The sequence below is a fragment of the Terrabacter sp. Root181 genome, from assembly GCF_001428505.1.
In the GTDB taxonomy this organism is placed as follows: Bacteria; Actinomycetota; Actinomycetes; order Actinomycetales; family Dermatophilaceae; genus Terrabacter.
In genome coordinates this window covers 133796-156341 of the sequence record NZ_LMHU01000010.1, presented here as the reverse complement: position 1 = coordinate 156341, position 22546 = coordinate 133796, and the positions used below count along the sequence as shown (strand labels likewise).

The following is a 22546-nucleotide window of genomic DNA, read 5'->3' as shown; positions in this document are numbered from 1 at the left end:
CGCGGACCCGCACCCGTGCCGCCCTCGCATGCCGTCCGGACGCGTCGAGCGGGGGCGGTCAGCGCGCCGGCGCGACCGCGTCGAGGACGTCGTCCCAGCGGTCGCCCACGCCGACGAGGCGCGCCGTGCGCACGTCGTCGCCCGTGATCGTCAGCTCGAGCCGCGACTCGCTCAGCTGCTCGGCGAGCCCGGCGCCCCACTCGACGACGGTGACGCTCGCGTCGAGGTCGGCATCGAGGTCGAGGTCGTCGAGCTCGATGGCGCTGCCGAGGCGGTAGGCGTCGACGTGGACGAGCAGCGGGCCGCCGACGAGCGACGGGTGCACTCGTGCGATGACGAAGGTCGGCGACGTGATGGGGCCACGCACACCGAGCCCCTCGGCGATGCCCTGCGTCAGCGTCGTCTTGCCGGCACCGAGGTCGCCGGTGAGGACGAGCACGTCGCCGCCGCGCAGCCGGGCGCCGAGATGGCGGCCGAAGTCCTGGGTGTCCTCGGTCGTGGCCCAGCGCACCTCGCGCTCCACGTGCTCACGCCCCCTTGGTGCGCGCCTGCTTGACGCGGCCGGACCGGACGAGCTCGGCCGCCTCCTTCTCGAGGCGGCGCTGGCGGCGGTTCTTGGCGACGTCGGTGACGATGCGGCGCACGCGCGGCTGCGAGGCGACCTCGATCTGCTCGGCTCGTGCCCGCGCCGACTGGTCGACGAGCTGTACGAGGTGCGCGTTCAGCAGGTCGGGGTGCTCGAGCATGATGACGTGCCCGGCGTCGTTGACGACGATGTGCTCGGCGCCGGGGATGCCCTCGACGATGAGCTCGCTGTGTGACGGCGGCGTCAGGATGTCGTCGCGCCCGTTGAAGACGAGGACGACGGCGTGCCGGAACTCGAGGAGCGCGGGCCGCTTGTCGAAGCCGTCGAACGTCTGGAGGTAGTCGTTGACGACATCGAGCGGCGTGCCGAGCAGGATGTCGCTCGTGTAGCGCACGACCGAGCGCGGCACCGGCGAGGCGAACGAGTTCTGCTCGACCATGAAGTGCTCGATGTCGCGCCCCACCCGCCGGATCCGGGTGAAGAGCTCGGGGCGGTGGCTCAGCGGGCCGAGCACGCCCGGTCCGATTCGCTCGAGCAGGAGCCGGCCGAAGGTCGCGGTGCGTCCGCCGTTGGCGAGCATGATGCCCCCGGGACTCGTCGCGACGAACGCGGCTCCGACGACCCGCTCGAGGACGAGCTGTGGCTCTGCCTCACCGAGCCCGAGCATCGTCATGCCACCCATCGAGTGGCCGACGAGCACGAGGTCGCCCTCGGGCACGAGCTCGGTGATGACCGTGTGGAGGTCCTGACCGAGCCGGTCGATGGTGTAGCTGTCCTTCTCGCCGCGACCCGACCGGCCGTGGCCGCGCTGGTCCCAGCTGACGACGCGGTAGCCGGCCTCCTTGAGGGCGCGGCGCTGGTAGACCCAGCAGCGCAGGCTGAGGCAGTAGCCGTGCGTCAGCACGACGGTGGGCAGCTCGTCGGGGCGCCCGTGCCTCGTGGTGCCGTCCGCTGCGGCGCGGGCCGCGGCGGCGGAGGGGAGGTCGATCTCGACGTGGAGCGGGACGCCGTCGTCGGTGAGCACGACGCGCTCCTCGTCGGGCGTGATGTCGAGCAGCTCGGGCGTCTCCAGCGCCGCCATCGCGGCCCGGTGCTTGCCGGCGCGGTCGGCGGCGATGCCCGCGGCCACACCTGCGGCGACGCCGAGCGTGGCGGCGGCGATCCCGATGACGGGGTTGCGGCGCGAGCTCATGCGGTGCCCTCGGGCGCGCCGACGTAGAGCCTCGGCACGCGGGCCCCGAGCCGTGTCACGATCTCGTAGCTGATGGTGTCGGTCGCGTCGGCCCAGTCCTGGGCCGTGGGCTCACCGGGGGCGCCGCCGAAGAGCGTCACGACGTCACCGGCCCGGGCCCGCGAGCCCGGTCCGAGGTCGACGACGAACTGGTCCATGCAGACGCGTCCGGCGATGGTGGTGCGCTGACCGTCGACGAGCAGTGGCCCGACGTTGGTCGCGTTGCGGGGCACGCCGTCGGCATAGCCGGCCGGCACGAGCCCGACGACCGTGTCGACATCCGGGACGTAGGCGTGTCCGTAGCTGATGCCCTGTCCTGCCGGCAGCGCCTTGACGAGGGCGAGGCGCGCGCGCAGTGTCATGACCGGGCGCAGGCCGAAGTCGTCGTCGACCTGCGGCACGGGGGTCAGGCCGTAGATCGCGATGCCGGGCCGCACGAGGTCGGCGTGCGCCGAGGGGTGCACTAGGGTCGCCGCCGAGTTGGCGAGGTGGCGCACCTCGGGGCGCAGACCGGCCCGCTCGGCCTCGGTGACGGCCTCGAAGAAGCGCTCCTGCTGGGCGAGCACCGTGGGGTGCTCGGGCGAGTCGGCGTGGGCGAAGTGGGTCCAGATGCCGACGACGCGCACGGAGCCGTCGGCCTCGGCGCGATGCGCGTGCTGCACGAGGGTGGTCCAGTCGCGGCCGTAGGCTCCGCCGCGCCCGAGACCCGTGTCGACCTTGAGGTGGACCCGCGCCGTGCGTCCGATCCGGGACGCCGCCGCTGCGATCTCGTCGATGACCCACGGCGCCGAGGCCGAGAGGTCGATGTCGCGCTCGACGGCGCCGCCGAAGTCGGAGCCGGGCACGCTGAGCCAGGTCAGCAGTCGCGTCGTGATGCCGGCGTCGCGCAGCGCGAACGCCTCGGCCAGCTGGGCCGCCCCGAGCCACGTCGCGCCTCCGCGCACCGCGGCGCGCGCGACGGGAAGCAGGCCGTGGCCGTAGGCGTCGGCCTTGACGACGGCCATGAGCTCCGACGTCGGGGCCAGCGCGCCGAGCGTGCGCACGTTGGCCTCGAGCGCCGTGAGGTCGATCTCGGCCCACACGGTCAGGCCGTGGGTCTCCGGTGCGGTCGGGCTCCCAGCGGTGGGCGTCGTGGTCCGCTCGGCGTCGGAGGCGTCGATCTGGCTCATCGGTTCAGTCTCGCAGTTCGTCTGGGTGGTCCGGGTGCGGGGCTCCGCGTGCGGGACGCGGGGGCCAGGCTCACCCGGGCGCGGACCGTCCCCGGGCCAGCAGGTCGCGCACCGTCGGTCGTATGCCGTGGGCCACCGCGAGTGCGCGCAGCGGGCCGCCGCCCGAGACCCGGGCGGCGGTGACGCCGTGCACGAGCGTCCCGAGGGAGGCCGCGTCGTGCGGCGGGAGGCCGGCTGCGAGCAGGGCGCCGATGACGCCCGAGAGCACGTCGCCGGCCCCCGCCGTGGCGAGCCAGGGCGGGGCGTCGGCCTGGGAGCGCACCGGCTCGTCCTCGGTGACGACGAGCGTCGTCGCGCCCTTGAGCAGCACGGTGGCGCCGGTCAGGGCGACGAGGCGGCGGGCGTGACCGAGCGGGTCGGCTCTGACCTCGTCGGCGGTGACCTCGGCGGGACCGTCGACGCTGCTTGCGCCACCGTGCACGCTCGCGGAGCCACCGGAGTCGGACGAACCTGCGTCATCCGTCCCCGATGACTGCCTCTCGAGGCGGGTCAGGAGCCGGGCCAGCTCGCCGGCGTGCGGCGTCAGGACCGTGGGCGCGTCACGTCGGCCGTCGACGAGGGCCAGTCCCCCGGCATCGACGACCACCGGCAGGTCGCTCGCCAGGGCGGCACGTGCCGCGTCGAGCTGGGACCGGCCGGCATCGTCGTCGGTCTCGGTGTCGAGACCCGGACCCACGACCCACGCCTGCACGCGTCCGTCGCCCACGACGGCCTCGGGCACGGCCTGGTGGACGAGGCCGACCGGGGTCGGCGTGCCGACGTAGCGGAGCATCCCGACGCCGGCCTCGGCGGCGGCGGTCGTGCACAGCACCGCCGCACCGGGGTAGGCCTCGCTGCCTGCGACGACGCCCAGGACCCCGCGGGAGTACTTGTCGTCACCCTGACCGGGCACGGGCCACAGGTCGGACACGTCGTCCCACGTCAGCCGCTCGACGGCCGCGGGCACGTCGTCGACGTCGACCCCGATGTCGACGACGGTGAGCCGGCCGGTCGCGCCCTCACCGGCCGGGAGCAGGTGCACGGGCTTGGGGGTGCCGAACGTGACCGTCTCGTCGGCCCACACGGCGTCGTCCTCGCCGGACTCCCCGGCAGGGTCGAGGCCGCTCGCGAGGTCGACAGCCAGCACCCACGCGTCGTCGTCGACGGCGTCCACGAGGCGCGCGGCCTCGGGCCGCAGACCGGGCCGGCCGCCGATGCCGACGATGCCGTCGAGCACGAGGTCGGCCTCCGCGACGACGTCGGCCGCGGCACCCTGGTCGGAGGCCACGTGGACCATGACCCCCGCTGACTCGGCAGCCGCGAGAGCAGCAGCGTGCACGCCGGAGCGGCCCGACGACGGCACGAGCACCACGGCGCAGGCGAAGCCCGACTCGGCGAGGTGGGCCACCGCATACAACGTGTCGCCGCCGTTGTCACCGGCGCCGACGAGACCCACGACGGTGGTGCCCTCGATGTCGGCGAGGCGGGCCACGGCGACCTCGGCGAGGCCGAGGGCGGCCCGCGACATGAGCTCGCCCTCGGGCAGCTCGGCCATGGCGGCGGCCTCGGCGGAGCGGACCGCATCGACGGAGTGGGCGCGGATCATCAGCCCTCCGCGATGACGACGGCCGACGCGACACCCGCGTCGTGCGACAGGGACAGGTGGAAGGAGTCGACACCGAGGGCGTTGGCCCGCGCGAGGACGGTGCCCCCGATCTCGAGCGAGGGTCGGCCGTCGTCGTTGGTCACGACCCGGGCGTCGGTCCAGTGCAGGCCGACGGGAGCGCCCAGCGACTTGGCGAGCGCCTCCTTGGCCGCGAAGCGCGCCGCGAGCGAGGCGATGCCGAGGTGGCGCTCCTCGACGGTGAAGAGCCGTTCGCGTAGCGCCGGGGTGCGCTCGAGGGTGGACCCGAAACGCTCGATGTCGACGACGTCGATCCCGACCCCGACGATCACGTCACTCGACCGTGACCGACTTGGCGAGGTTGCGCGGCTGGTCGACGTCGAGGCCCTTGGCCGTCGACAGCCACAGCGCGAAGACCTGGAGCGGGACCACGGTGAGCAGCGGCGCGAGCAGCGGAGAGGTCGCGGGCACCCGGATGACCTCGTCGGCGAACGGCTCGACGGAGTCGTCACCCTCCTCGGCGATGACGAGGGTGCGGGCGCCGCGGGCGCGGATCTCCTGGATGTTGCTGACGACCTTGCCGTGCAGGCCGTGCTCGCTCGTCGGCGACGGCACGATGACGAAGACGGGCTGGCCGGGCTCGATGAGCGCGATGGGGCCGTGCTTGAGCTCGCCGGCGGCGAACCCCTCGGCGTGGATGTAGGCGAGCTCCTTGAGCTTGAGCGCACCCTCCATGGCGATCGGGTAGCCGACGTGGCGGCCGAGGAAGAGGACCGCGCGGGTGTCGGCCATGAACTTGGCGATCTCCCTGACCCGGCCCATCTGGCCGAGCAGCGTCTCGATCTTGGCGGGGACGCCGCTCAGCTCCTTCATGACCGACTGCGCGTCGTCGGCGAACGAGCCGCCGCGCAGCTGCGCGAGGTAGAGGCCGAGGACGTAGCAGGCGGTGATCTGCGCGAGGAACGCCTTGGTCGAGGCGACCGCGATCTCAGGACCGGCGTGCGTGTAGAGCACGGCGTCGGACTCGCGCGGGATGGTCGAGCCGTGCGTGTTGCAGACCGAGACCGTGATGGCACCGAGCTCGCGGGCGTGCTTGACGGCCATCAGGGTGTCCATCGTCTCGCCCGACTGGCTGATCGAGACGACGAGCGTGCGCTCGTTGACGATCGGGTCGCAGTAGCGGAACTCGTGCGCGAGGGCGACCTCGACGGGGATGCGCGTCCAGTGCTCGATGGCGTACTTCGCGACCATGCCGGCATACGCGGCGGTGCCGCACGCGACGATCGTGATGCGGTCGACGGACCGGAGCTGCTCCTCGGAGATGCTCATGTCGTCGAGGACGAGGCGGCCCTCGGCGTCGGTGCGCCCGAGCAGCGTGTCGGCGACGGCGTGCGGCTGGTCGTTGATCTCCTTCTCCATGAAGGTCGCGTAGCCGCCCTTCTCGGCGGCCGCGGCGTCCCACGTGACCTCGTACGCCTTGCCCTCGGCGGGCGAGCCGTCGAAGTTGATGACGGACGCACCATCGGGAGTGATCGTGACGATCTGGTCCTGGGCGAGCTCGAGGGCGTGGCGCGTGTGGCCGATGAAGGCCGCGACGTCGGAGCCGAGGTAGTTCGCGTCGTCGCCGAGACCGACGACGAGCGGGCTGTTGCGGCGGGCCCCGACGACGACGCCGGGCTGGTCGGCGTGGATCGCGAGGAGCGTGAAGGCGCCCTCGAGGTCGGCGACGACGGCGCGCATGGCGTCGGTCAGGTCGTGCTCGCGGTCGTAGGCGGCGGCCACGAGGTGGGCGACGACCTCGGTGTCGGTCTCGCTCGTGAACTGGATGCCGTCGGCCAGCAGGCCCTTCTTCAGCGCGTGGAAGTTCTCGATGATGCCGTTGTGGATGAGGGCGAGCTTGCCGTCCTTGCCACCCCGGTGCGGGTGGGCGTTCTCGTCGGTCGGGCCGCCGTGGGTGGCCCAACGGGTGTGGCCGATCCCGGTCGTCGAGGACGGCATCGGGTGGGCCTCGAGCTCGGCCGTGAGGTTGGCCAGCTTGCCCGACTTCTTGCGCGTCTCGACGTGGTCGCCGTCGAGCAGGGCCACGCCTGCCGAGTCGTAGCCGCGGTACTCCAGACGGGCCAGGCCCTCCATCACGACGTCGAGCGCCGTCCCGTCGTCGGTCCGCCCGACGTATCCCACGATTCCGCACATGGGGTCCAGCCTAGGGGACCGTCCGAGGGGCCAATGCCACCCCCGCCCCCGGCGTCCGCAAGAATGTGGCTCGTGTCGGAGCCATCCAGCGGTACCGGCGGTGACGGCGGCGAGGGCGCCAACGGGACCGCGATCCCGTCGCCGTACGTCGAGTTCGACCGGGCCGCGTGGTCACGGTTGCGCGAGAACCACCCGCTCAACCTCGACGACGCCGACCTCGCGCGCCTGCGCGGCCTCGGCGACCGCGTCGACCTCAACGAGGTCGAGGAGGTCTACCTCCCCCTCTCGCGCCTGCTCAACTTCTACGTGGGGGCCACCCGCCAGCTGCACCAGGTGACGAGCGACTTCCTCGGTGAGCGCCCGGCCAAGACGCCCTTCGTCATCGGCGTGGCGGGCTCGGTGGCGGTCGGCAAGTCGACGACGGCCCGCATCCTGCGCGAGATGCTCGCGCGCTGGCCCGACACCCCGCGCGTCGCCCTCGTCACGACCGACGGCTTCCTCTTCCCCAACGCGGAGCTCGAGCGCCGAGGCATCCTGCAGCGCAAGGGCTTCCCCGAGTCCTACGACCGCCGGGCGCTGCTCCGCTTCGTCGCCGAGATCAAGTCGGGCCGGGCCGAGGTCACGGCGCCGGTGTACTCGCACCTGACCTACGACATCGTCCCCGGCGAGCGCATCGTCGTGCGCCAGCCCGACGTGCTCATCGTCGAGGGCCTCAACGTGCTCCAGGCGCCCGAGGTGCACCCGGTGCGCGGCACCGGCCTGGCCATCAGCGACTTCTTCGACTTCTCGGTGTACGTCGACGCGTGGGTCGACGACGTGCGCAAGTGGTACGTCGAGCGCTTCCTGCGCCTGCGCGAGACGGCGTTCTCCGACCCCGACTCGTACTTCCACCGCTACGCCGTGCTCTCCGACGACGAGGCCGTCGCGACCGCGAACCGGATCTGGCGCGAGATCAACGGCCCGAACCTCGTCGAGAACATCCTGCCCACGCGGTCACGGGCGAGCCTCGTGCTGTCCAAGGGCGACAACCACGAGGTCCGCCGGGTGCGCCTGCGCAAGATCTGAGCGTCCCGGTCGGCCGAGCACGTATGCCGGGTGGCGGGCGCCTGCTGGGAGCCCGCCCACCCGGCATACGGCGTGGGCCAGGTCAGTACCAGTGCGGCGAGCGCGCCTGCCACGTCGACCAGGCGTTGCACGGGTTGCCGTAGGACATCTCGATGTACCAGAGGCCCCACTTGATCTGGGTCAGCGGGTTGGTGCGGTAGTCGGCACCGAACTGCGCCATCTTGCGGGCCGGGAGGGACTGCGGGATGCCGTAGGCCCCGGAGCTGGCGTTCTCGGCGTACCAGCGCCAGTCGCTCTCGCCGGTCCACAGGTTGACGAGGCAGTTGTACTGCGCGTCGCTCGTCCAGCCGTGGTCGGCCATGAGGACGCGGGCCGCGGCCTGCGGGTCGTCCTTGGCGTTGTCGATGGCGCGCTGGCGCTCCTTCGCACGCTCGGCCTTGGCGGCCTCCTCGCGGGCCAGCTCGGCCTGCTTGGCGGCTTCCTTCTTCTTCTTGGCCTCGAGCTCCTTGGCGGTGCGCAGGCCGGTGGCCGCGATGGCGGTGCGGCGCTCGTTGCGCGAGACCGAGGCGGCGGCGCGGTAGGTCGTGTCGACCGTCGAGGCGCGGGCCAGCTCGTCGGTCTGGGCGACGACCCCGCTGCCGACGACGAACGCGGCCGCGTCGGCGCCGATGAGGTTGGTGGCCTTGGCGTAGGCGAAGCCTGAGGCTCCGAGGCCGAGCGCGAGCGCGCCGGCGAGGATCGGCCGGCCGACGTGGCGCTGGCGCGCGGTCGGCTTGGCGTGGCGGCTGCTGCGCGTCGCGTGCGGCAGGGACGCCGCCGGGCGCCGGGGACCGGCGCCGTCGGCGTGGTCGGCAGAGGCAGCGCTGACGGGGATGGCGCGTGTGGGGTCGAAGGCCCGACGGGCTCCCTGGGTCGCACCCGCAGCGGGCTGGCTCACCGGTCGCGGGCTCCGGGGGACGGCCGGAGCCGTCTCGGGGTCGACGCGGTCGGACCGCGCCGAGGGGGTGGCGGGGTTCGGGCGCGGAGCGGTCGAGGGAGCCGGAGCGTTGCGGTGCCGGCCTTCATACCGTGCCATGAACAGACGTCACGCCTTCCTGGGTCGAGGGGGTGTGCCCGGCGCGTGCGTCTGCGGGCGCTGGCCCGTCGACGGCTGCGCCCGACGTGTGGAGGTGACCCGGGGGGATCGCGCTCACACCCCGAGGTGAGCGTTACCGTTCCGAGATCTTTCAACCTCACACGGTGCCAGCCGACTGCACCCGGGAGCAAGTCGGCATCCACCGTGGAGGGTGTTTCAGGGGGCCGGAGCGAGTGGCCCAGCGCACAGCGTCCCCGAGCCGCGTGCTCGGGGAGCGCCGTGCGTCGTGTGACTCAGGTCACATCTCGAGACCTTCGAGCATGTCGGTGACGAGTGCCGCGATCGGGCTGCGCTCGCTGCGCGTCAGGGTGACGTGCGCGAAGAGCGGGTGACCCTTGAGCTTCTCGATGACCGCCGCCACACCGTCGTGGCGCCCCACCCGGAGGTTGTCGCGCTGGGCGACGTCGTGCGTGAGCACGACCTTGCTGTTCTGGCCGATGCGCGAGAGGACCGTGAGGAGCACGTTGCGCTCGAGCGACTGGGCCTCGTCGACGATGACGAACGCGTCGTGGAGCGAGCGCCCGCGGATGTGGGTCAGCGGCAGCACCTCGAGCAGGCCGCGGTCCATGATCTCCTCGACGACCTCGGTCGAGACGAGGGCCCCGAGCGTGTCGAAGACCGCCTGGCCCCACGGGTTCATCTTCTCCTGCTCGGTGCCGGGCAGGTAGCCGAGCTCCTGGCCGCCGACGGCGAAGAGCGGGCGGAAGACGAGCACCTTGCGCTGGGCGCGACGCTCCATGACGGACTCGAGGCCCGCGCAGAGCGCGAGCGCCGACTTGCCCGTGCCGGCGCGCCCACCGAGGCTGACGATGCCGACGTCGGGGTCGAGCAGCAGGTCGAGGGCGATCCGCTGCTCGGCGCTGCGGCCATGCAGGCCGAAGGCGTCACGGTCGCCGCGCACGAGACGGATCTGCTTGTCGGCACCGACCCGCCCCAGACCGCTTCCCCGCGGCGAGAGCAGGACGAGACCGGTGTGGCACGGCAGCTCGGCGGCGCCGGCGTGCTCGATACGGCCGCGGTCGTAGAGCTGGTCGAGCTCCTCGCTGCTGACCTCGAGCTCCTGCAGCCCGGTCCAGCCCGAGTCGACGCCCTGCTCGTGGCGGTACTCCTCCGCCTCGAGGCCGCACGCCGAGGCCTTGACGCGCATCGGGAGGTCCTTGGACACGATGGTGACGTCGGCGCCTTCGTTGGCGAGGTTGCGGGCCACCGCGAGGATCCGCGTGTCGTTGTCGCCGAGACGGAAGCCCGCCGGCAGCGACGAGGGGTCGGTGTGGTTCAGCTCGACGCGCAGCGTGCCGCCCTCGGCGCCCACGGCCACCGGCTTGTCGAGACGGCCCTCGCTGACGCGGAGGTCGTCGAGCAGGCGCAGGGCCTGGCGGGCGAAGTAGCCGAGCTCCGGATGGTGCCGCTTGCCCTCGAGCTCGGTCACCACGACGACCGGGAGCACGACCTCGTGCTCGGCGAAGCGGAGCATGGCCCGGGGGTCGGACAGGAGCACCGACGTGTCGAGGACGTACGTCTTGTGCTCGGGCTCGCGTTCGCGGGCCGTCGTGCGCGTGGTGGCGCGTGTCGTGGCGCGTGTGGAGGCCGCGGCCGGCTTGGTGGTCGTGCTGGCGGGGTCCGACGTGACCTGACGGGTCGTACGAGCCATGTGCCACTCCCTACGCGGCGCGCGTCGCGCGCCTAATCGCTCCCGAGATGCCGGGCGGTGACCACCAGAGGGTGGCGCACTGCCCGACCCTCCGTCCTGAGCGATCGCTCCATGGGTGGGCCTCCTGGCAACGTCCGACGGGTGTCGGCCGTTGTGACGACGGTACGACTCGGAGGCGACGGCGACGAGCATTGAGCGACGTCGAGTCGTCGTGTCGCCCGAGAGTTCACACGGGCGTAACACGCCCGTCGCCGCCGGCCCGAAAGCGGATCCGGGGCCGACGGCGCAGGCGGCACGAGCGAGGGCGCCCGGGACTCGGGGCTCAGGCCCAGGGCGAGCGGCCCATGACGCGGACGTACTCGCGCTTCCAGCGCCAGCGGACCGCGGCGATGGCCATCCCGATGACGCCGAGCCCGCCGAAGATCGCGAGGATCAGGTAGGCGACGCCCGTGGCGCCCTCGGCCCCCTGGTCGGCGCCCTTCTTGACCATGAGGAAGAAGATGACGCCGACGACGGTGAAGGCGAGGAAGAACAGGCCCATGAGGATCGGCTCACGGATCTTGAGGGTCAGCAGCCCGCGCTCCTGGCTGACGTAGGAGAACGGCTCCTTCGGCGGCGTCGGGCCGGCAGGGTCGGCCGAGTCGGCCGGGTCGGTCTGGCGGGGCGTCGGCGTGCTCATGCGCTGACCGTCTCGGCGTAGAGGGCGGTCACGGCGTCCTGCAGGCCGTCGGCGTCGACGACCCCGCCCGTGCCGGTGCCCGGCCCGGCGACGTCGGTGAGCGCCTCGAAGTCGGTGCCGGAACGGCGGATCGCGAGGTTGGCGCTGCCCTCGAGGGTCTGCACCTCGAGGAAGACGCCGGCCTCGGCGTTCGCGGCGAAACGCTCGCGCACGAGTCCGGTGACGAGGGCGCCGGTGTTGCCGTCGCGCTCGCCGAGGCGGATGAACCACGACGCGAGCTGACGTGGCTGCATCAGGGCGATGACGGTGTCGGACTCGACGAGGATGGCGAAGTCGGCCTGGCTGACGTTCTCGCCCACCAGCCCGATGCGGGTCCACCGCGTGGCCGCGCCCACGGCGTACTCGACGAGGGCGGCGTTGGAGCGCGACTCGGGGGTGCCGTCGTCGGTGACGGTGAGCCACCCGCGCGAGGCGAGGCTGGAGGCGCCGGCGAGCAGGGCGGCGTCGTCCGCGGTGCGGGGGTCGAGCATGAGCAGGCGGCGCGAGCGCTCACCGGCCGGGGTCTCGTGGCGGGCCATGAGGTAGGCGAGCTCGCCGGCGCCCAGCCCGAAGACGTCCTCGGGGAGCTCGAAACCCTCGAGCGGGGTGCCCTTCATCGGGTCAGCCATGGTTCTCCTCGGTCGTGGTCCGTGTGGTCGTGGGGTCTGGGTCGTGCTGCGGGTGCGTGGGCCGTGTCGTGACGTCAACGATGCCGGGTGCCTCGTGGTTTCGCCTCCCGGGGTCTCCCCCGCCGGTCAGAACGGCCACGCCTTGTCGGCGATGTCGCCGATGGCGTCACCGGCGTCCGAGGCGAAGTCGCCGACAGCGTCGACCGCGTCACCGGTGAAGTCGCTGATGGTGTCCCAGTTGTCGTACACGAGCTGGCCGACGGCCATGCCGCCTGCGGCGATGCCGCAGACGACGTCGACCGGGGGCGGGGTCATCAGGGCCGCGGCACCGAGACCGGTCATCACCGAGTCGTAGCCGGCGCGGCCGTAGTTGCCCTCGGAGATGTCGTTGGCGACCGTGAAGCCACCGAAGGCGACGCCGATGGGTCCGAGCGCCTTGCCGACGGTGCCGAGCGTGCGGGCGAGCGCACCACCCTCGGCCAGGGAGGGCATGAAGCGCGAGAGGGTGCTCCAGTTCTTGGGGTTCAGGGCGTCGCCGAACTCGGCGAGACGACCCGTGCCCCAGGCGTTCTTGAGGTTGGCGAACAGGCCCGTCGCCCGGTCCCAGCTGCCGAGGTTGGACAGGAAGTTCTTGATCTTCATCCCGGTGCCGAGGAGGCCGACCGCGGTGCCGAGGCCCTTGATCGGGGTCCACAGCGACTTGAGCAGGTCGTAGCCCGGGATCCCGCCGTTGCCGCCGGATCCGCCGGATCCGCCCGAGCCGCCGGGTCCACCACCGGAGCCGGACCCGCCCTCACCGCTCGTCGAGTCCTGCGCCCCCGCGTTGCGCCGCAGTGCCTCGGCGAGCTTGCCCAGGTCGGTACCGAACTGCGTCAGCTGCGCCTCCACCGGCGGCCAGCGGTCCATCAGGTGGTCGAGGTCGGCGCCGCCCCACTGGCCCTTGAGGGCGTGGACGGCGCGGCTCGCCTCACCCTTGAGGGTGTCGCACTCACGGGCGTGCCCGGTGATGCGCTCGGCGGACGCCCGTAGGGCCACCGGGTCGGCACCCTTCTTGTAGATCGCCATCTCTGGTACTCCCCTGATGTCGTCGCCGTCTTCGTCGTGCGCGGCCCGTCCGGCTCGGCGCCCGCCCGTGCGTGCTCCGGCGTCTCGGCCCAACGGCAACCTACGCAACCGGGCCAAGCCGGACAATGGGGAGCACTCCCCACCGCTTAGCGGCGTGTCGTGGCCGGCCGTCCCCGAGGTTGGTGGAGCGCCCGGTCAGCCGCCGAAGCGACGGTGCCGGCCGGCATACGCCCGGAGAGCGCGCAGGAAGTCGACGTGACGGAAGTCGGGCCAGTAGGCCTCGCAGAAGTAGAACTCCGACGTCGCGCTCTGCCACAGCAGGAAACCGCCGAGCCGCTGCTCGCCCGAGGTGCGGATGACGAGGTCGGGGTCGGGCTGGCCCTTGGTGTAGAGGTGCTCGGCGATGTCCTCGACGGTGAGCTCGGCGGCGATCTGCTCGATGGTCTCGCCGTCAGCAGCCCGCGCGAGCAGCAGGTCGCGCACGGCGTCGGCGATCTCGCGGCGCCCGCCGTAGCCGACTGCGACGTTGACGGTCATCCCGTCGACGTCCTTCGTGCGCTCGGCCGAGGCGCTGAGGCTCGCAGCGGTCTCGGGTGGCAGCAGGTCGAGGGCGCCGACGATCTTGAGGCGCCAGTGCCCGGACTCGGCGAGGTCGGAGACGGCCGTCTCGATGATCTTGAGGAGCGGTGCCAGCTCCTCCTCGGCGCGGCGCAGGTTGTCGGTCGAGAGGAGCCAGAGCGTGACGTACTCGACGCCCGCCTCCCGGCACCACTCGAGCAGCTCCTCGATCTTGTCGGCCCCGGCCTGGTGGCCGCTCGCCGTCCCGGCTCCGCGGGCCCGCGCCCAGCGCCGGTTGCCGTCGAGCATGACGGCGACGTGCCGTGGGAGCGCCTCCTTGGGGAGGTCCTTGAGGACTCGGCGCTCGTACGCGCCGTAGACCACATCGCGCCACCCCACGGGGCCTCCTCGTCGACTCGCTCGTGTCATCGCCGGTCACAGTCTGGGCAGCCCCCGGGCGGGCCGCGGTCCCACCGTACCGCTCGTCCATCGGCGCGCAGAGGCGGTCGGCGGGAGTCGGCGGGAGTCGGCGCGAGGCTTTCGTGACGAGGTCGTGAGGGTGTCGTGAAGGTCGCCACGACCCCGCGGTCCACCGGAAACCATGAACCTACGTTGCCGTAACTTACGGTCGCGTAGGTTACAGTGGGGCGATGAGCCGCACCCCCGAGCCCACCGCCGACCACGGCACCGAGGACGCGTCGAGCACCCCCGTCGCCGACCTCGTCGCGATCGTCAAGCCCCGCCTGCGCGGCTGGCTGCACCTCGCCATGTTCCCCGTCGCCCTCATCGGCGGCCTGGTCCTCGTGCTCGTCTCCGACCCCGGGTCCGTGCGCACCGCCTCGATCGTCTTCACCATCAGCGCCGCCCTGCTCTTCGGCGTCTCCGCCGTCTACCACCGCGGCACGTGGGGTCCGAAGATGTCAGGCCTGCTCAAGCGGTTCGACCACTCGAACATCTACCTCATCATCGCGGGCACCTACACGCCGTTCGCCGTGACGCTGCTGCCGGCCGACCAGGCCCGGCTGCTCCTGCTCGTCATCTGGGGCGGCGCCATCGCCGGGGTCCTGTTCCGCGTTTTCTGGGTCGGCGCCCCGCGCTGGCTCTACACGGCGCTCTACCTCGCGCTCGGCTGGGCCGCGATCTTCTACGTCGTGCCGTTCTGGCGCGAGGGCGGACCGCTCATCGGCTCGCTCATCGGCCTCGGCGGCCTGATGTACACCGCGGGCGGCATCGTCTACGGCACGAAGCGACCCAACCCGTGGCCGCGGTGGTTCGGCTTCCACGAGGTGTTCCACGCGTTCACCCTCGGCGGCTTTCTCACGCACTTCGTCGCCGTGACGCTCGCCGTCATCGGCTACCAGGCCGCCACCTGAGCCTCTCCCCGTCGGGCTGGTGGCCCGCTGGACGACCGAAACGCCCCGGCATCGTGCCGGGGCGTTCGTCGTGTCCGAGGGCGTATGCCGCCCGCTGGGTCTCAGGGACGCGGCGCCTCGCCGGTCGGGCGGGGGTCGTCACCCGGGTGGGGGTCGTCACCCGGGTGGGGGTCGTCACCCGGGTGGGGGTCGTCACCCGCCTCGTCCGCCGCCGGGTCCGCGTCCGGGTCCGGCCCGGCGGACGTGGCGCGGTCGCCCTTCGTGCCGACGATGTCGGCATCCGCGGCGAACTCCTCCGCGCGGTCCCGGTCGCGGTAGGCCATCCGGCGCAGACGGCTGTTCATGTTGCGCACGAGGAACCACAGCGCGACCGCGAGCACGAAGAAGGCGATGAAGCCCCAGATGCCCGGGCCGATCGGGAGGTTGCCGCCGCCGCTCATCGGACGTCCGCCGTGGCGCTGTCGGACTCGGCGTCCTCGTCGGCGTGCGTCTCCGAGCTGTCACCGTGGGCGCGACCGGACTCCGGCTCGGCCTCCTCGGGCTCGGGCTCGCCGGTGACACGGCCGTCGTGGGCGAGCTCGAGGTCGGGTCGCGTGGCGAGGGCGTCGGCCTCCGCGGGGCTTCCGAGGCCGGCGAAGAGGTCGTCCTCGCCGTCGGCGATCTCGACGTAGGACAGCGCGGCCTCGAACTCCTCGACGCCCCAGACCCGCTTCTGGATCTCGAGCGGCACCTGGAACCAGAAGCCGTCGGGGTCGACCTGCGTCGCGTGCGCCATGAGCGCGCGGTCACGGGTCTCGAAGTGCTCGCCACACGCGATCGTCGTGGTGGGGCGTCCGGAACGCCGCGGCTTCCAGTTGGCCAGCCACTCGGCATACGGGCTCTCGAGCCCCTCGGCGAGCATGGCGTCGTGGATCGCCTCGAGGCGGTCCTTGCTCCAGCCGCCGTTGTAGTAGATCTTGAGCGGCTGCCAGGGCTCCCCGGCGTGCGGGTAGCGGGTCGGGTCGCCGGCCGCCTCGAAGGCCGCCATCGACACCGTGTGGCACATGATGTGGTCGGGGTGGGGGTAGCCACCCTTCTCGTCGTACGTCGTCATGACGTGCGGACGCCACGCTCGGATGACCCGCACGAGCGCCTCGGTGGTCACGTCGATGTCCTCGAGCGCGAAGCAGCCGTCGGGCAGCGGCGGCAGCGGGTCGCCCTCTGGCAGACCGGAGTCGACGAAGCCGAGCCATGTGTGCTCGCAGCCGAGCACGTCCTGGGCGGCCTTCATCTCGTCGCGGCGCACCTGGGCGATGTCGCGCAGGATGTGCGGGTCGTCCTTGAGCTTCTCGTTGAGGATGTCGCCGCGCTCGCCGCCCGTGCAGGACACGACCATGACGGAGGTGCCGTCGGCGACGTACCTCGCCGTCGTCGCGGCACCCTTGCTCGACTCGTCGTCGGGGTGCGCGTGCACCGCCATCAAACGCATGCCCTCGGCCACGTGGCTCCCTGTTCGTCGTCAGTCGTCGGTGGTGGGACGCGGGTGGCTGGTCTTGCCGAAGCCCCTCGGCGCCCGGGTCCCTGCGGCTCTCGCCGTGCCATGGGAGACACTGGACCCGTCCGCCATCCTCTCACTCCCCCGCACCTGACGATGCGCGGGCTCGAACCGCCAGGACTCCGTATGCCGTCCCGCACGACCCTGCCCCGCCCCGCCCCCGGCCAGCTGAAGTGGTGGGTCGTCGGCACGGTCGGCATCCTCGCCGGCGTGGGCCTCGCCATCTGGTTCGGGCTGTCGTCGACGCTCGGCCAGCCCTCGTGGCAGACCCTCGGTTACAAGGTCGTCAGCGACCAGCAGGTGCGGGTCGACTTCCAGGTCTACCGACCCGGCGGCACGGCCCTGACGTGCACGGTCGAGGCGCTCTCCCGCGACTTCGCCCCCGTGGGGACGAGCACGGTGCAGGTGCCGGCGAGCGTCGACGAGACGACGAACGAGTCCGTGACCCTGCGCACGACGTCACGAGCGGTGACCGGTCAGGTCAGGACCTGCTCCTGAGCGGGGGCACCCGAGCGACGGATGCGGCGTGAACTGCACGTTTGCCGTTCATTTTGTTATCCTTGTTGCTTCATCAAGGGTCCGGACCCGTCGCCGACCGGCATCACGAGTCGACGACACCACGGTTCGGGCCCTTATTTTTGTGCAGGCGCCCACGCGAGCACCGCGTGGGCGCTGTTCATCCAAGGAGTGACACACAGTGACCGAGACTGCCGCTGGCTTCCTGACCCAGGAGGCCCATGACCGCCTCAAGGCGGAGCTCGACCAGCTGACGGGCGAAGGTCGCATCGAGATCGCGCACAAGATCGAGGAAGCCCGCGAGGAGGGCGACCTCAAGGAGAACGGCGGCTACCACGCCGCCCGCGAGGAGCAGGGCAAGATGGAAGCCCGCATCCGCCAGCTCACCGAGCTGCTCCAGAACGCGACGATCGGCGAGACGCCCCCCGACGACGGTGTCGTCGAGCCCGGCATGCTCGTGACCGTCGAGATCTTCGGCGACGAGGAGACCTTCCTGCTCGGCAACCGCGAGATCGCCGACGGCTCCGACCTGCAGGTCTTCTCCGAGAAGTCCGCCATGGGCGCCGCCATCAACGGCAAGAGCGTCGGCGACAGCACGAGCTACGTGGCCCCCAACGGCAAGACCATCGGGGTCAAGGTCATCGCCGCGAAGCCCTACACGGGCTGAGCACCGCAGACGCCTGACGAACGGGCCGGTCCCCCCTTGGGGACCGGCCCGTTCCCCTATTCACCGTCGAGAGGCCACGTCCGGCCCCCTGCCCACCGTCGAGAGGCCACGTGCGGCCCCGCAGCTAACGACGGGGTCGTCGCGGCCTGGCGAACTGCGGTGGCGCCAGCAACTGCGGGCCGGAGCCCAAGACGTCCAGGACGTGCGGGTTGACCCCGAGGTGGCCCGCGAGCTCGCGCAGCTTCGCCGCCCGGCAGTGCGTGTCGAAGACGTCCTCAGCGGCGATCTCGACGACGACCCAGTCACCGTGCTCGATTCCCTCCCTCCTGACGCCGTCGTGACGGCGGTCCAGCGGGCGCGTGTGGAACTCGACTCCTTGGTACTCGCCGACGACCCTCTGCTCGCGCCAGACGAGGTCCCCGCACCCCAACCACTCCCCCGTGCGACTCAAGACGTCCGCGTTCAGCGACGGCTCCGGAAGGCCGGCCCGCAGCACCATGAGCCGAGCCCGCGTCTCCATCGGAGACCACGACCCGACCCGGATGCGCGGGATCGCGTACGTGAGCGTGACCTTGCCGCGCGGTCTCACACGGCACTCGACAGCATGGCGAAGTGGCTCCGTGCCTCCCACGATGTTGACCACCGCGTCCCCAGCGACGATGAGGTCGTCGAGCCCGACGGGCTTGCCGGGCCCGACGTACTCGCCGAGGTCTACCCATGTGTCGGCGGGCGCGACGACCGGTAGGCCGACCACGTCGACGACCTCGCGGCTCTCGAGCCCACGGTGGCCTTGGACCTCGGCCCTCCTGATGCGGTTGGCGGAGGTCGGCGTGACGATGTGGACCCGGCAGTCCTCCTCGACGGCATACGGGAGCGGGATGCCGAGCAGCTGCGCGGCGGTCACGTGGGAGAACGCGAACTCCGTGGGTGCCGCCGCCGCGAACGCGCGAGCCTGTTCGACGATCGACGTGGGGAGGTCGACGGATCGGACCCCACGCGTCGGGGTCCAGAGATCCCGGGCACGCAGTCGCTTGCGTGTCACTCCCCTGGCGAGGGCCTCTGATGCGAGGAAGGGGCGACGGGTCAGATCGAGAGGCAGGGGTGCTGCGTCCATGAACGGACGATCTGCCGTGTGGCCGCTCGTGGCCAGAGGTCGCGCTGGTCCTGTGCACACCGCGGCTTCGGTCGCAGGGGGTGTGGATGAGCGTCCGGGTGGCAGTCGAACGTGGCCTCACGACGGTAGGGAGGGGGCCAGACGTGGCCTCTCGACGGTTGGGAGGGGGCCAGACGTGGCCTCTCGACGGTTGGGAGGGGGCCAGACGTGGCCTCTCGACGGTTAGGAGGGGGCCAGACGTGGCCTCTCGACGGTTAGGAGGGGGCCAGACGTGGCCTTTCGACGGTTAGGGGTTGAGGGTCTGGGTGGCGACGGTGCGGGCGAGGCCGAGGTGCTCGGGGTCGTCGGCCAACAGGCCGGCGGCGAAGAGGAGGTATGCCGTGTCGACCGTCGCGCGCGCCGCGCGCGGCACCTTCCAGCCACCGGCGTGGTCGGCGAGGACGGCCCCGAGCACGTGGTCGCGGCCGGCCTCGTCGGTGTGGCGTAGGACTCCCCCGGACCCGACGAGGGCCGTGACGTTGGCGAGCGGCCGCGGCGACTCCGTCGGCTGGGCCGGGCGCGCGTGCCGACGCACCGCGACGAGTGCCGCGAGCCGCGCCAGCTCGAGGTCGAGGGCGCGCTCGGCGTCGTCGACCGGGAGCGAGCCGGGCCGCTCGTGGACGCGGGCGGCATACGCGGTCAGGGCCGCCGGGTCGGCGACGGTGTCGAGGAGGTGCTCGACCACGGCGGCCTCCACGACGTGCTCGGCGTTCCACCGCATGCCGAGGTCGCCCTCGACGGTGCGGGCGTGCCAGAGGGGCGCCACGACGCCCTTGCGCAGGCCGGCGTCCTCGCCCTCGGGCGTCAGGCACGAGTAGACGTCGGTGGTGGCGCCTCCGATGTCGACGACGAGGACGTCGCCCCCGTCGGCCACGGAGGCGAGCACCTCGACGCCGCGCAGGACGACGTCGGGCGTGGCCGCCTCGACCATCGCGGCGAACGCCGGGTCACGCGAGAGCCCCTTGCCGCCGATGACGTGGCGCAGGAACGCGTCCCGGATGGCCGCACGCGCCGACTCGGGCGCGATGACGCCGATCTGCGGGAGGACGTTGTCGGCGAGCACCGTCGGCCGGCCGGTCGTCGCCAGCATGGCCGCCGCCTCGTCGCGGACGTCGACGTTGCCGGCGACGACGACCGGGACCGCGTGCGCCCCGTGGCCGCCGATGGCACCCTTCGCGAGCCGGGCTGCGTTGTGCAGCAGGACGTTCCCGTTGCCGCCGTCGGTGCCGCCGACGAGCAGGATCATGTCGGGCCGGGACCCACGGATGCCCGCGACGTCCGCCGTCGTCAGCTCACCCGCGGCGACGTGGACGACCTTGGCCCCGGCGGAGAGGCCGACCCGGTGACCGGCCTGGGCCGTGACGGTGCGCTCGTAGCCGACGACGGCGAGCCGCAACCCGCCTCCCGCGCTCGAGCAGGCCCGCACGATGGCGTCGCCCGGGACGCCCAGCGCCTCCCGCAGCGTCCGGTAGCCGTCGAGGATGTCGCCCCGGCCCTGGGTGCCGGTCGTCGGGGTCGACGCCGTGCCCAGCACCCTGCCGTCGTCGGCGAGCAGGGCGCCCTTGGTGAACGTCGACCCGAAGTCGACGGCGAGGATCGTCATGCGCGGTGGTCGTCGAGCCGGTCAGCCGTGGATGTCGAGCGCCTCGCGCAGGTCGGCGATGAGGTCGTCGACGTCCTCGATGCCGACCGACAGGCGGATGAGGTCGGACGGCACCTCGAGCTCCGTGCCGGCGACGCTCGCGTGCGTCATGCGACCGGGGTGCTCGATGAGCGACTCGACGCCGCCGAGCGACTCGCCGAGCGTCCACAGGCTGACGGCCGCGCACGCCTTGACGGCGGCGTCCTCACCGCGACGCATCCGGAAGCTGACCATGCCGCCGAAGCGCTTCATCTGGCGCGCGGCGACGTCGTGGTTGGCGTGCCCCGGCAGCCCCGGGTAGAGCACCTGCGAGACGCCGTCGTGGCCCTCGAGGAACTCGACGACCTTCTCCGCGTTGTCGCAGTGGCGCTCCATCCGGATGGCGAGCGTCTTGAGACCGCGCAGGGTCAGCCACGAGTCGAACGGTCCGGCGACACCGCCGATGCTGTTCTGGTGGAAGGCGATCCGCTCCTCGGCGTCCTCGTAGCCGGGCACCCGAATCTCAGTGGCCGTCACGACCGCGCCGCCGACGACGTCGCTGTGGCCGCCGGAGTACTTCGTCGTCGAGTGCGTCACGACGTCGGCGCCGAGCGCGAGCGGGCTCTGGAGGTAGGCCGTCGCGAACGTGTTGTCGACGACGAGCACCGCGCCCGCATCGTGGGCGATCCCCGCGATGGCCTCGATGTCGGCGATGCCGAGCAGCGGGTTGGTCGGGGTCTCGACCCAGACCATCTTCGTCTGCCCCGGGCGGATCGCCGCGCGGACGGCCTCGACGTCGCCCATGTTGGCGATGGAGTGCTCGATGCCCTGGGGCTTCGCGACCTTGTTGAAGTAGCGATACGTGCCGCCGTAGGCGTCGTTCGGGACGACGACGTGGTCTCCGGGGACGAGCAGCGCACGGGCCACGGTGTCCTGGCCGGCCAGCCCAGAGGCGAAGGCGAAGCCGCGGCTGCCGCCCTCGAGCGCGGCGATGCACTCCTCGAGCGCCGTCCGCGTCGGGTTGGCCGACCGGCTGTACTCGTAGCCGTTGCGGAAGCCGCCGATGCCGTCCTGCTTGTAGGTCGACACCTGGTAGATCGGGGGCACCACCGCTCCGGTGAGCTCGTCGGCCTCCTGGCCGGCGTGGATGGCGCGTGTGGAGAAGCCGTGCTCGTCAGACATGGGGCCGAGCCTATGCCCTGCGTCCGGGCCTCCGTCGCGGCCCGAGGTGCGCCCAGCACCCCGACGGGCCGGTTGCGTCGGACGTCACACGGACGTCTGGGATGCTGCCGTGGTGGCACCCGACTTCGACTACAGCAACCGCAGCGAGCGACCGCGCGGTCCGGTGCTGTCGGCGCTCTCGACGGCCTTCCCCGGCGTCCGGTCGGTCCAGGAGCAGGTGCTGCCGTATGCCGTGTGGTGGGAGTCGCACAACCGCGTGGCCGCAGCGGGTGGCGGGCCCCTGTGGGTCGCCCTCGGTGACTCGATGACGCAGGGCATCGGTGCGAGCGCGCCCGACCTGGGCTGGGTCGGGCAGCTGAGCGGGCGACTCGCGACCCGCGGGTGGGACCACCGCCTCGTCAACCTCGGCGTCAACGGTGCGCGGGTCGAGGACGTGCTCGACCGGCAGCTGCCCGCCCTCGAGGCTCTGGAGTCGGATGGGTCGCCGGCAGCCCTCGTCACCGTCGTCATCGGCTCGAACGACGTCGTCGTGCGGCGCCATCGCCGCGGTCTCGTCGAACGCTTCACCGCGATGCTCGACCGGCTGCCCGAGGGAGCCGTCGTCTCGAACCTGCCCAACCCGCAGCGCGAGGCACGGGCCGTCGACGCCATGCTGCACGAGCGGGCCGCCGCCGGGCGACTCGTCCTCGTCGACATGCGCCGCGACGGACCCCGCTCGTGGCGAGGGCGGCTCGCCTCGGACAAGTTCCACCCGAACGACCGCGGCTACGCCGACATGGCGTCCGTCGTGGAGCGCGCCATCGACCGGGCGGGCCTCATCGCCTGAGCCCGGCCCAC

Annotated in this window: 22 protein-coding genes; 5 read left to right on the top strand and 17 right to left on the bottom strand. The window is 72.3% G+C overall.

Annotated elements, in window-relative coordinates; translation table 11 throughout:
• Positions 1 to 58 precede the first annotated feature (58 nt).
• The 6 genes from tsaE to glmS all read right to left on the bottom strand — a co-directional run bounded on the left by tsaE (position 59) and on the right by glmS (position 6842).
• Entirely contained in the window at positions 59 to 523 is a 465-nt protein-coding gene (gene tsaE / locus ASD90_RS20740; RefSeq protein ID WP_056760689.1) for a tRNA (adenosine(37)-N6)-threonylcarbamoyltransferase complex ATPase subunit type 1 TsaE, read from the bottom strand.
• A gap of 4 nt (positions 524 to 527) precedes the next feature.
• A complete protein-coding gene (locus ASD90_RS20735) occupies positions 528 to 1778 on the bottom strand; it encodes an alpha/beta fold hydrolase (protein ID WP_056760685.1) in 1251 nt (416 codons plus the stop codon).
• Complete coding sequence (gene alr, locus ASD90_RS20730) at positions 1775 to 2986, bottom strand: alanine racemase (RefSeq protein WP_082588928.1); 1212 nt, start codon at positions 2984 to 2986, stop codon at positions 1775 to 1777. Before alr ends, ASD90_RS20735 begins: the two co-directional genes overlap by 4 nt.
• 70 nt (positions 2987 to 3056) lie before the next feature.
• On the bottom strand, positions 3057 to 4631 hold the full coding sequence (locus ASD90_RS20725) for a bifunctional ADP-dependent NAD(P)H-hydrate dehydratase/NAD(P)H-hydrate epimerase (protein ID WP_056760682.1): 1575 nt from the start codon (positions 4629 to 4631) through the stop codon (positions 3057 to 3059).
• Positions 4631 to 4981: a holo-ACP synthase gene (locus tag ASD90_RS20720; RefSeq protein ID WP_056760678.1), complete on the bottom strand. Its 351-nt coding sequence runs from the start codon at positions 4979 to 4981 to the stop codon at positions 4631 to 4633. Before ASD90_RS20720 ends, ASD90_RS20725 begins: the two co-directional genes overlap by 1 nt.
• Position 4982: 1 nt before the next feature.
• Complete coding sequence (gene glmS / locus ASD90_RS20715) at positions 4983 to 6842, bottom strand: glutamine--fructose-6-phosphate transaminase (isomerizing) (RefSeq protein ID WP_056760675.1); 1860 nt, start codon at positions 6840 to 6842, stop codon at positions 4983 to 4985.
• A 63-nt stretch (positions 6843 to 6905) separates the two neighbouring features.
• On the opposite strand from glmS, the gene coaA reads away from it, so the two are divergent.
• Positions 6906 to 7907, top strand: a complete 1002-nt coding sequence (coaA, locus tag ASD90_RS20710) for a type I pantothenate kinase (RefSeq protein WP_082588927.1) — start codon at positions 6906 to 6908, stop codon at positions 7905 to 7907.
• A gap of 82 nt (positions 7908 to 7989) precedes the next feature.
• Here the strand turns inward: coaA and ASD90_RS20705 are convergent, their stop codons facing one another.
• From ASD90_RS20705 to ASD90_RS20680, 6 genes are all read right to left on the bottom strand, one after another.
• Positions 7990 to 8982, bottom strand: a complete 993-nt coding sequence (locus ASD90_RS20705; RefSeq protein ID WP_056760672.1) for a hypothetical protein — start codon at positions 8980 to 8982, stop codon at positions 7990 to 7992.
• A gap of 298 nt (positions 8983 to 9280) precedes the next feature.
• Positions 9281 to 10516 carry a PhoH family protein gene (locus ASD90_RS20700; RefSeq protein ID WP_235506864.1) on the bottom strand — a complete coding sequence of 412 codons (1236 nt, stop codon included), beginning with the start codon at positions 10514 to 10516 and terminating at the stop codon, positions 9281 to 9283.
• Between the two features lie 499 nt (positions 10517 to 11015).
• Positions 11016 to 11372, bottom strand: coding sequence for a hypothetical protein (locus ASD90_RS20695; RefSeq protein ID WP_056760664.1), 357 nt, complete (start codon positions 11370 to 11372; stop codon positions 11016 to 11018).
• Positions 11369 to 12040, bottom strand: coding sequence for a hypothetical protein (locus tag ASD90_RS20690; RefSeq protein WP_157623242.1), 672 nt, complete (start codon positions 12038 to 12040; stop codon positions 11369 to 11371). The genes ASD90_RS20695 and ASD90_RS20690 overlap by 4 nt, the downstream gene beginning before the upstream one ends.
• A gap of 126 nt (positions 12041 to 12166) precedes the next feature.
• Positions 12167 to 13105, bottom strand: coding sequence for a hypothetical protein (locus tag ASD90_RS20685; RefSeq protein ID WP_056760659.1), 939 nt, complete (start codon positions 13103 to 13105; stop codon positions 12167 to 12169).
• A gap of 195 nt (positions 13106 to 13300) precedes the next feature.
• Positions 13301 to 14092 (bottom strand): isoprenyl transferase, encoded by a 792-nt coding sequence (locus ASD90_RS20680; RefSeq protein ID WP_056760657.1) that lies wholly within the window; start codon positions 14090 to 14092, stop codon positions 13301 to 13303.
• A gap of 221 nt (positions 14093 to 14313) precedes the next feature.
• On the opposite strand from ASD90_RS20680, the gene ASD90_RS20675 reads away from it, so the two are divergent.
• Positions 14314 to 15036, top strand: a complete 723-nt coding sequence (locus ASD90_RS20675; RefSeq protein WP_056760654.1) for a hemolysin III family protein — start codon at positions 14314 to 14316, stop codon at positions 15034 to 15036.
• A gap of 101 nt (positions 15037 to 15137) precedes the next feature.
• On the opposite strand, the gene ASD90_RS20670 is transcribed toward ASD90_RS20675, so the two are convergent.
• Together ASD90_RS20670 and mca are read right to left on the bottom strand one after the other, a co-directional pair.
• A complete protein-coding gene (locus tag ASD90_RS20670) occupies positions 15138 to 15476 on the bottom strand; it encodes a hypothetical protein (protein ID WP_056760651.1) in 339 nt (112 codons plus the stop codon).
• A complete protein-coding gene (mca, locus tag ASD90_RS20665) occupies positions 15473 to 16516 on the bottom strand; it encodes a mycothiol conjugate amidase Mca (protein WP_235506839.1) in 1044 nt (347 codons plus the stop codon). Before mca ends, ASD90_RS20670 begins: the two co-directional genes overlap by 4 nt.
• Before the next feature lie 180 nt (positions 16517 to 16696).
• Here mca and ASD90_RS20660 point away from each other — a divergent pair, with 180 nt between their 5' ends.
• Complete coding sequence (locus ASD90_RS20660; protein WP_056760649.1) at positions 16697 to 17068, top strand: DUF4307 domain-containing protein; 372 nt, start codon at positions 16697 to 16699, stop codon at positions 17066 to 17068.
• 199 nt (positions 17069 to 17267) lie between these two features.
• The gene (gene greA, locus ASD90_RS20655; protein WP_056760646.1) at positions 17268 to 17753 is read left to right on the top strand and encodes a transcription elongation factor GreA; all 486 of its coding nucleotides are present in this window, start codon (positions 17268 to 17270) and stop codon (positions 17751 to 17753) included.
• Between the two features lie 124 nt (positions 17754 to 17877).
• Here greA and ASD90_RS20650 read toward each other — a convergent pair whose 3' ends face one another.
• From ASD90_RS20650 to ASD90_RS20640, 3 genes are all read right to left on the bottom strand, one after another.
• Positions 17878 to 18867, bottom strand: a complete 990-nt coding sequence (locus ASD90_RS20650; RefSeq protein ID WP_056760643.1) for a hypothetical protein — start codon at positions 18865 to 18867, stop codon at positions 17878 to 17880.
• Between the two features lie 286 nt (positions 18868 to 19153).
• The gene (locus ASD90_RS20645; RefSeq protein ID WP_056760640.1) at positions 19154 to 20509 is read right to left on the bottom strand and encodes a glutamate mutase L; all 1356 of its coding nucleotides are present in this window, start codon (positions 20507 to 20509) and stop codon (positions 19154 to 19156) included.
• Positions 20510 to 20530: 21 nt separating this feature from the next.
• On the bottom strand, positions 20531 to 21709 hold the full coding sequence (locus ASD90_RS20640; RefSeq protein ID WP_056760637.1) for a cystathionine gamma-synthase: 1179 nt from the start codon (positions 21707 to 21709) through the stop codon (positions 20531 to 20533).
• Between the two features lie 112 nt (positions 21710 to 21821).
• Between ASD90_RS20640 and ASD90_RS20635 the strand changes: the two genes are divergently transcribed.
• Complete coding sequence (locus tag ASD90_RS20635) at positions 21822 to 22535, top strand: SGNH/GDSL hydrolase family protein (protein WP_200958668.1); 714 nt, start codon at positions 21822 to 21824, stop codon at positions 22533 to 22535.
• The last annotated feature ends 11 nt before the right edge of the window (positions 22536 to 22546 follow it).

What these genes read in the sequence shown, in the direction of transcription:
- ASD90_RS20735 (WP_056760685.1), bottom strand. Translation starts at nt 1,778, where the DNA reads ATGAGCTCGCGCCGCAACCCCGTCATCGGGATCGCCGCCGCCACGCTC.
- alr (WP_082588928.1), bottom strand. Translation starts at nt 2,986, where the DNA reads ATGAGCCAGATCGACGCCTCCGACGCCGAGCGGACCACGACGCCCACC.
- ASD90_RS20725 (WP_056760682.1), bottom strand. Translation starts at nt 4,631, where the DNA reads ATGATCCGCGCCCACTCCGTCGATGCGGTCCGCTCCGCCGAGGCCGCC.
- glmS (WP_056760675.1), bottom strand. Translation starts at nt 6,842, where the DNA reads ATGTGCGGAATCGTGGGATACGTCGGGCGGACCGACGACGGGACGGCG.
- coaA (WP_082588927.1), top strand. Translation starts at nt 6,906, where the DNA reads ATGTGGCTCGTGTCGGAGCCATCCAGCGGTACCGGCGGTGACGGCGGC.
- ASD90_RS20705 (WP_056760672.1), bottom strand. Translation starts at nt 8,982, where the DNA reads ATGGCACGGTATGAAGGCCGGCACCGCAACGCTCCGGCTCCCTCGACC.
- ASD90_RS20700 (WP_235506864.1), bottom strand. Translation starts at nt 10,516, where the DNA reads ATGCTCCGCTTCGCCGAGCACGAGGTCGTGCTCCCGGTCGTCGTGGTG.
- ASD90_RS20695 (WP_056760664.1), bottom strand. Translation starts at nt 11,372, where the DNA reads ATGAGCACGCCGACGCCCCGCCAGACCGACCCGGCCGACTCGGCCGAC.
- ASD90_RS20690 (WP_157623242.1), bottom strand. Translation starts at nt 12,040, where the DNA reads ATGGCTGACCCGATGAAGGGCACCCCGCTCGAGGGTTTCGAGCTCCCC.
- ASD90_RS20685 (WP_056760659.1), bottom strand. Translation starts at nt 13,105, where the DNA reads ATGGCGATCTACAAGAAGGGTGCCGACCCGGTGGCCCTACGGGCGTCC.
- ASD90_RS20680 (WP_056760657.1), bottom strand. Translation starts at nt 14,092, where the DNA reads ATGACACGAGCGAGTCGACGAGGAGGCCCCGTGGGGTGGCGCGATGTG.
- ASD90_RS20675 (WP_056760654.1), top strand. Translation starts at nt 14,314, where the DNA reads ATGAGCCGCACCCCCGAGCCCACCGCCGACCACGGCACCGAGGACGCG.
- ASD90_RS20670 (WP_056760651.1), bottom strand. Translation starts at nt 15,476, where the DNA reads ATGAGCGGCGGCGGCAACCTCCCGATCGGCCCGGGCATCTGGGGCTTC.
- ASD90_RS20660 (WP_056760649.1), top strand. Translation starts at nt 16,697, where the DNA reads ATGCCGTCCCGCACGACCCTGCCCCGCCCCGCCCCCGGCCAGCTGAAG.
- ASD90_RS20650 (WP_056760643.1), bottom strand. Translation starts at nt 18,867, where the DNA reads ATGGACGCAGCACCCCTGCCTCTCGATCTGACCCGTCGCCCCTTCCTC.
- ASD90_RS20645 (WP_056760640.1), bottom strand. Translation starts at nt 20,509, where the DNA reads ATGACGATCCTCGCCGTCGACTTCGGGTCGACGTTCACCAAGGGCGCC.
- ASD90_RS20640 (WP_056760637.1), bottom strand. Translation starts at nt 21,709, where the DNA reads ATGTCTGACGAGCACGGCTTCTCCACACGCGCCATCCACGCCGGCCAG.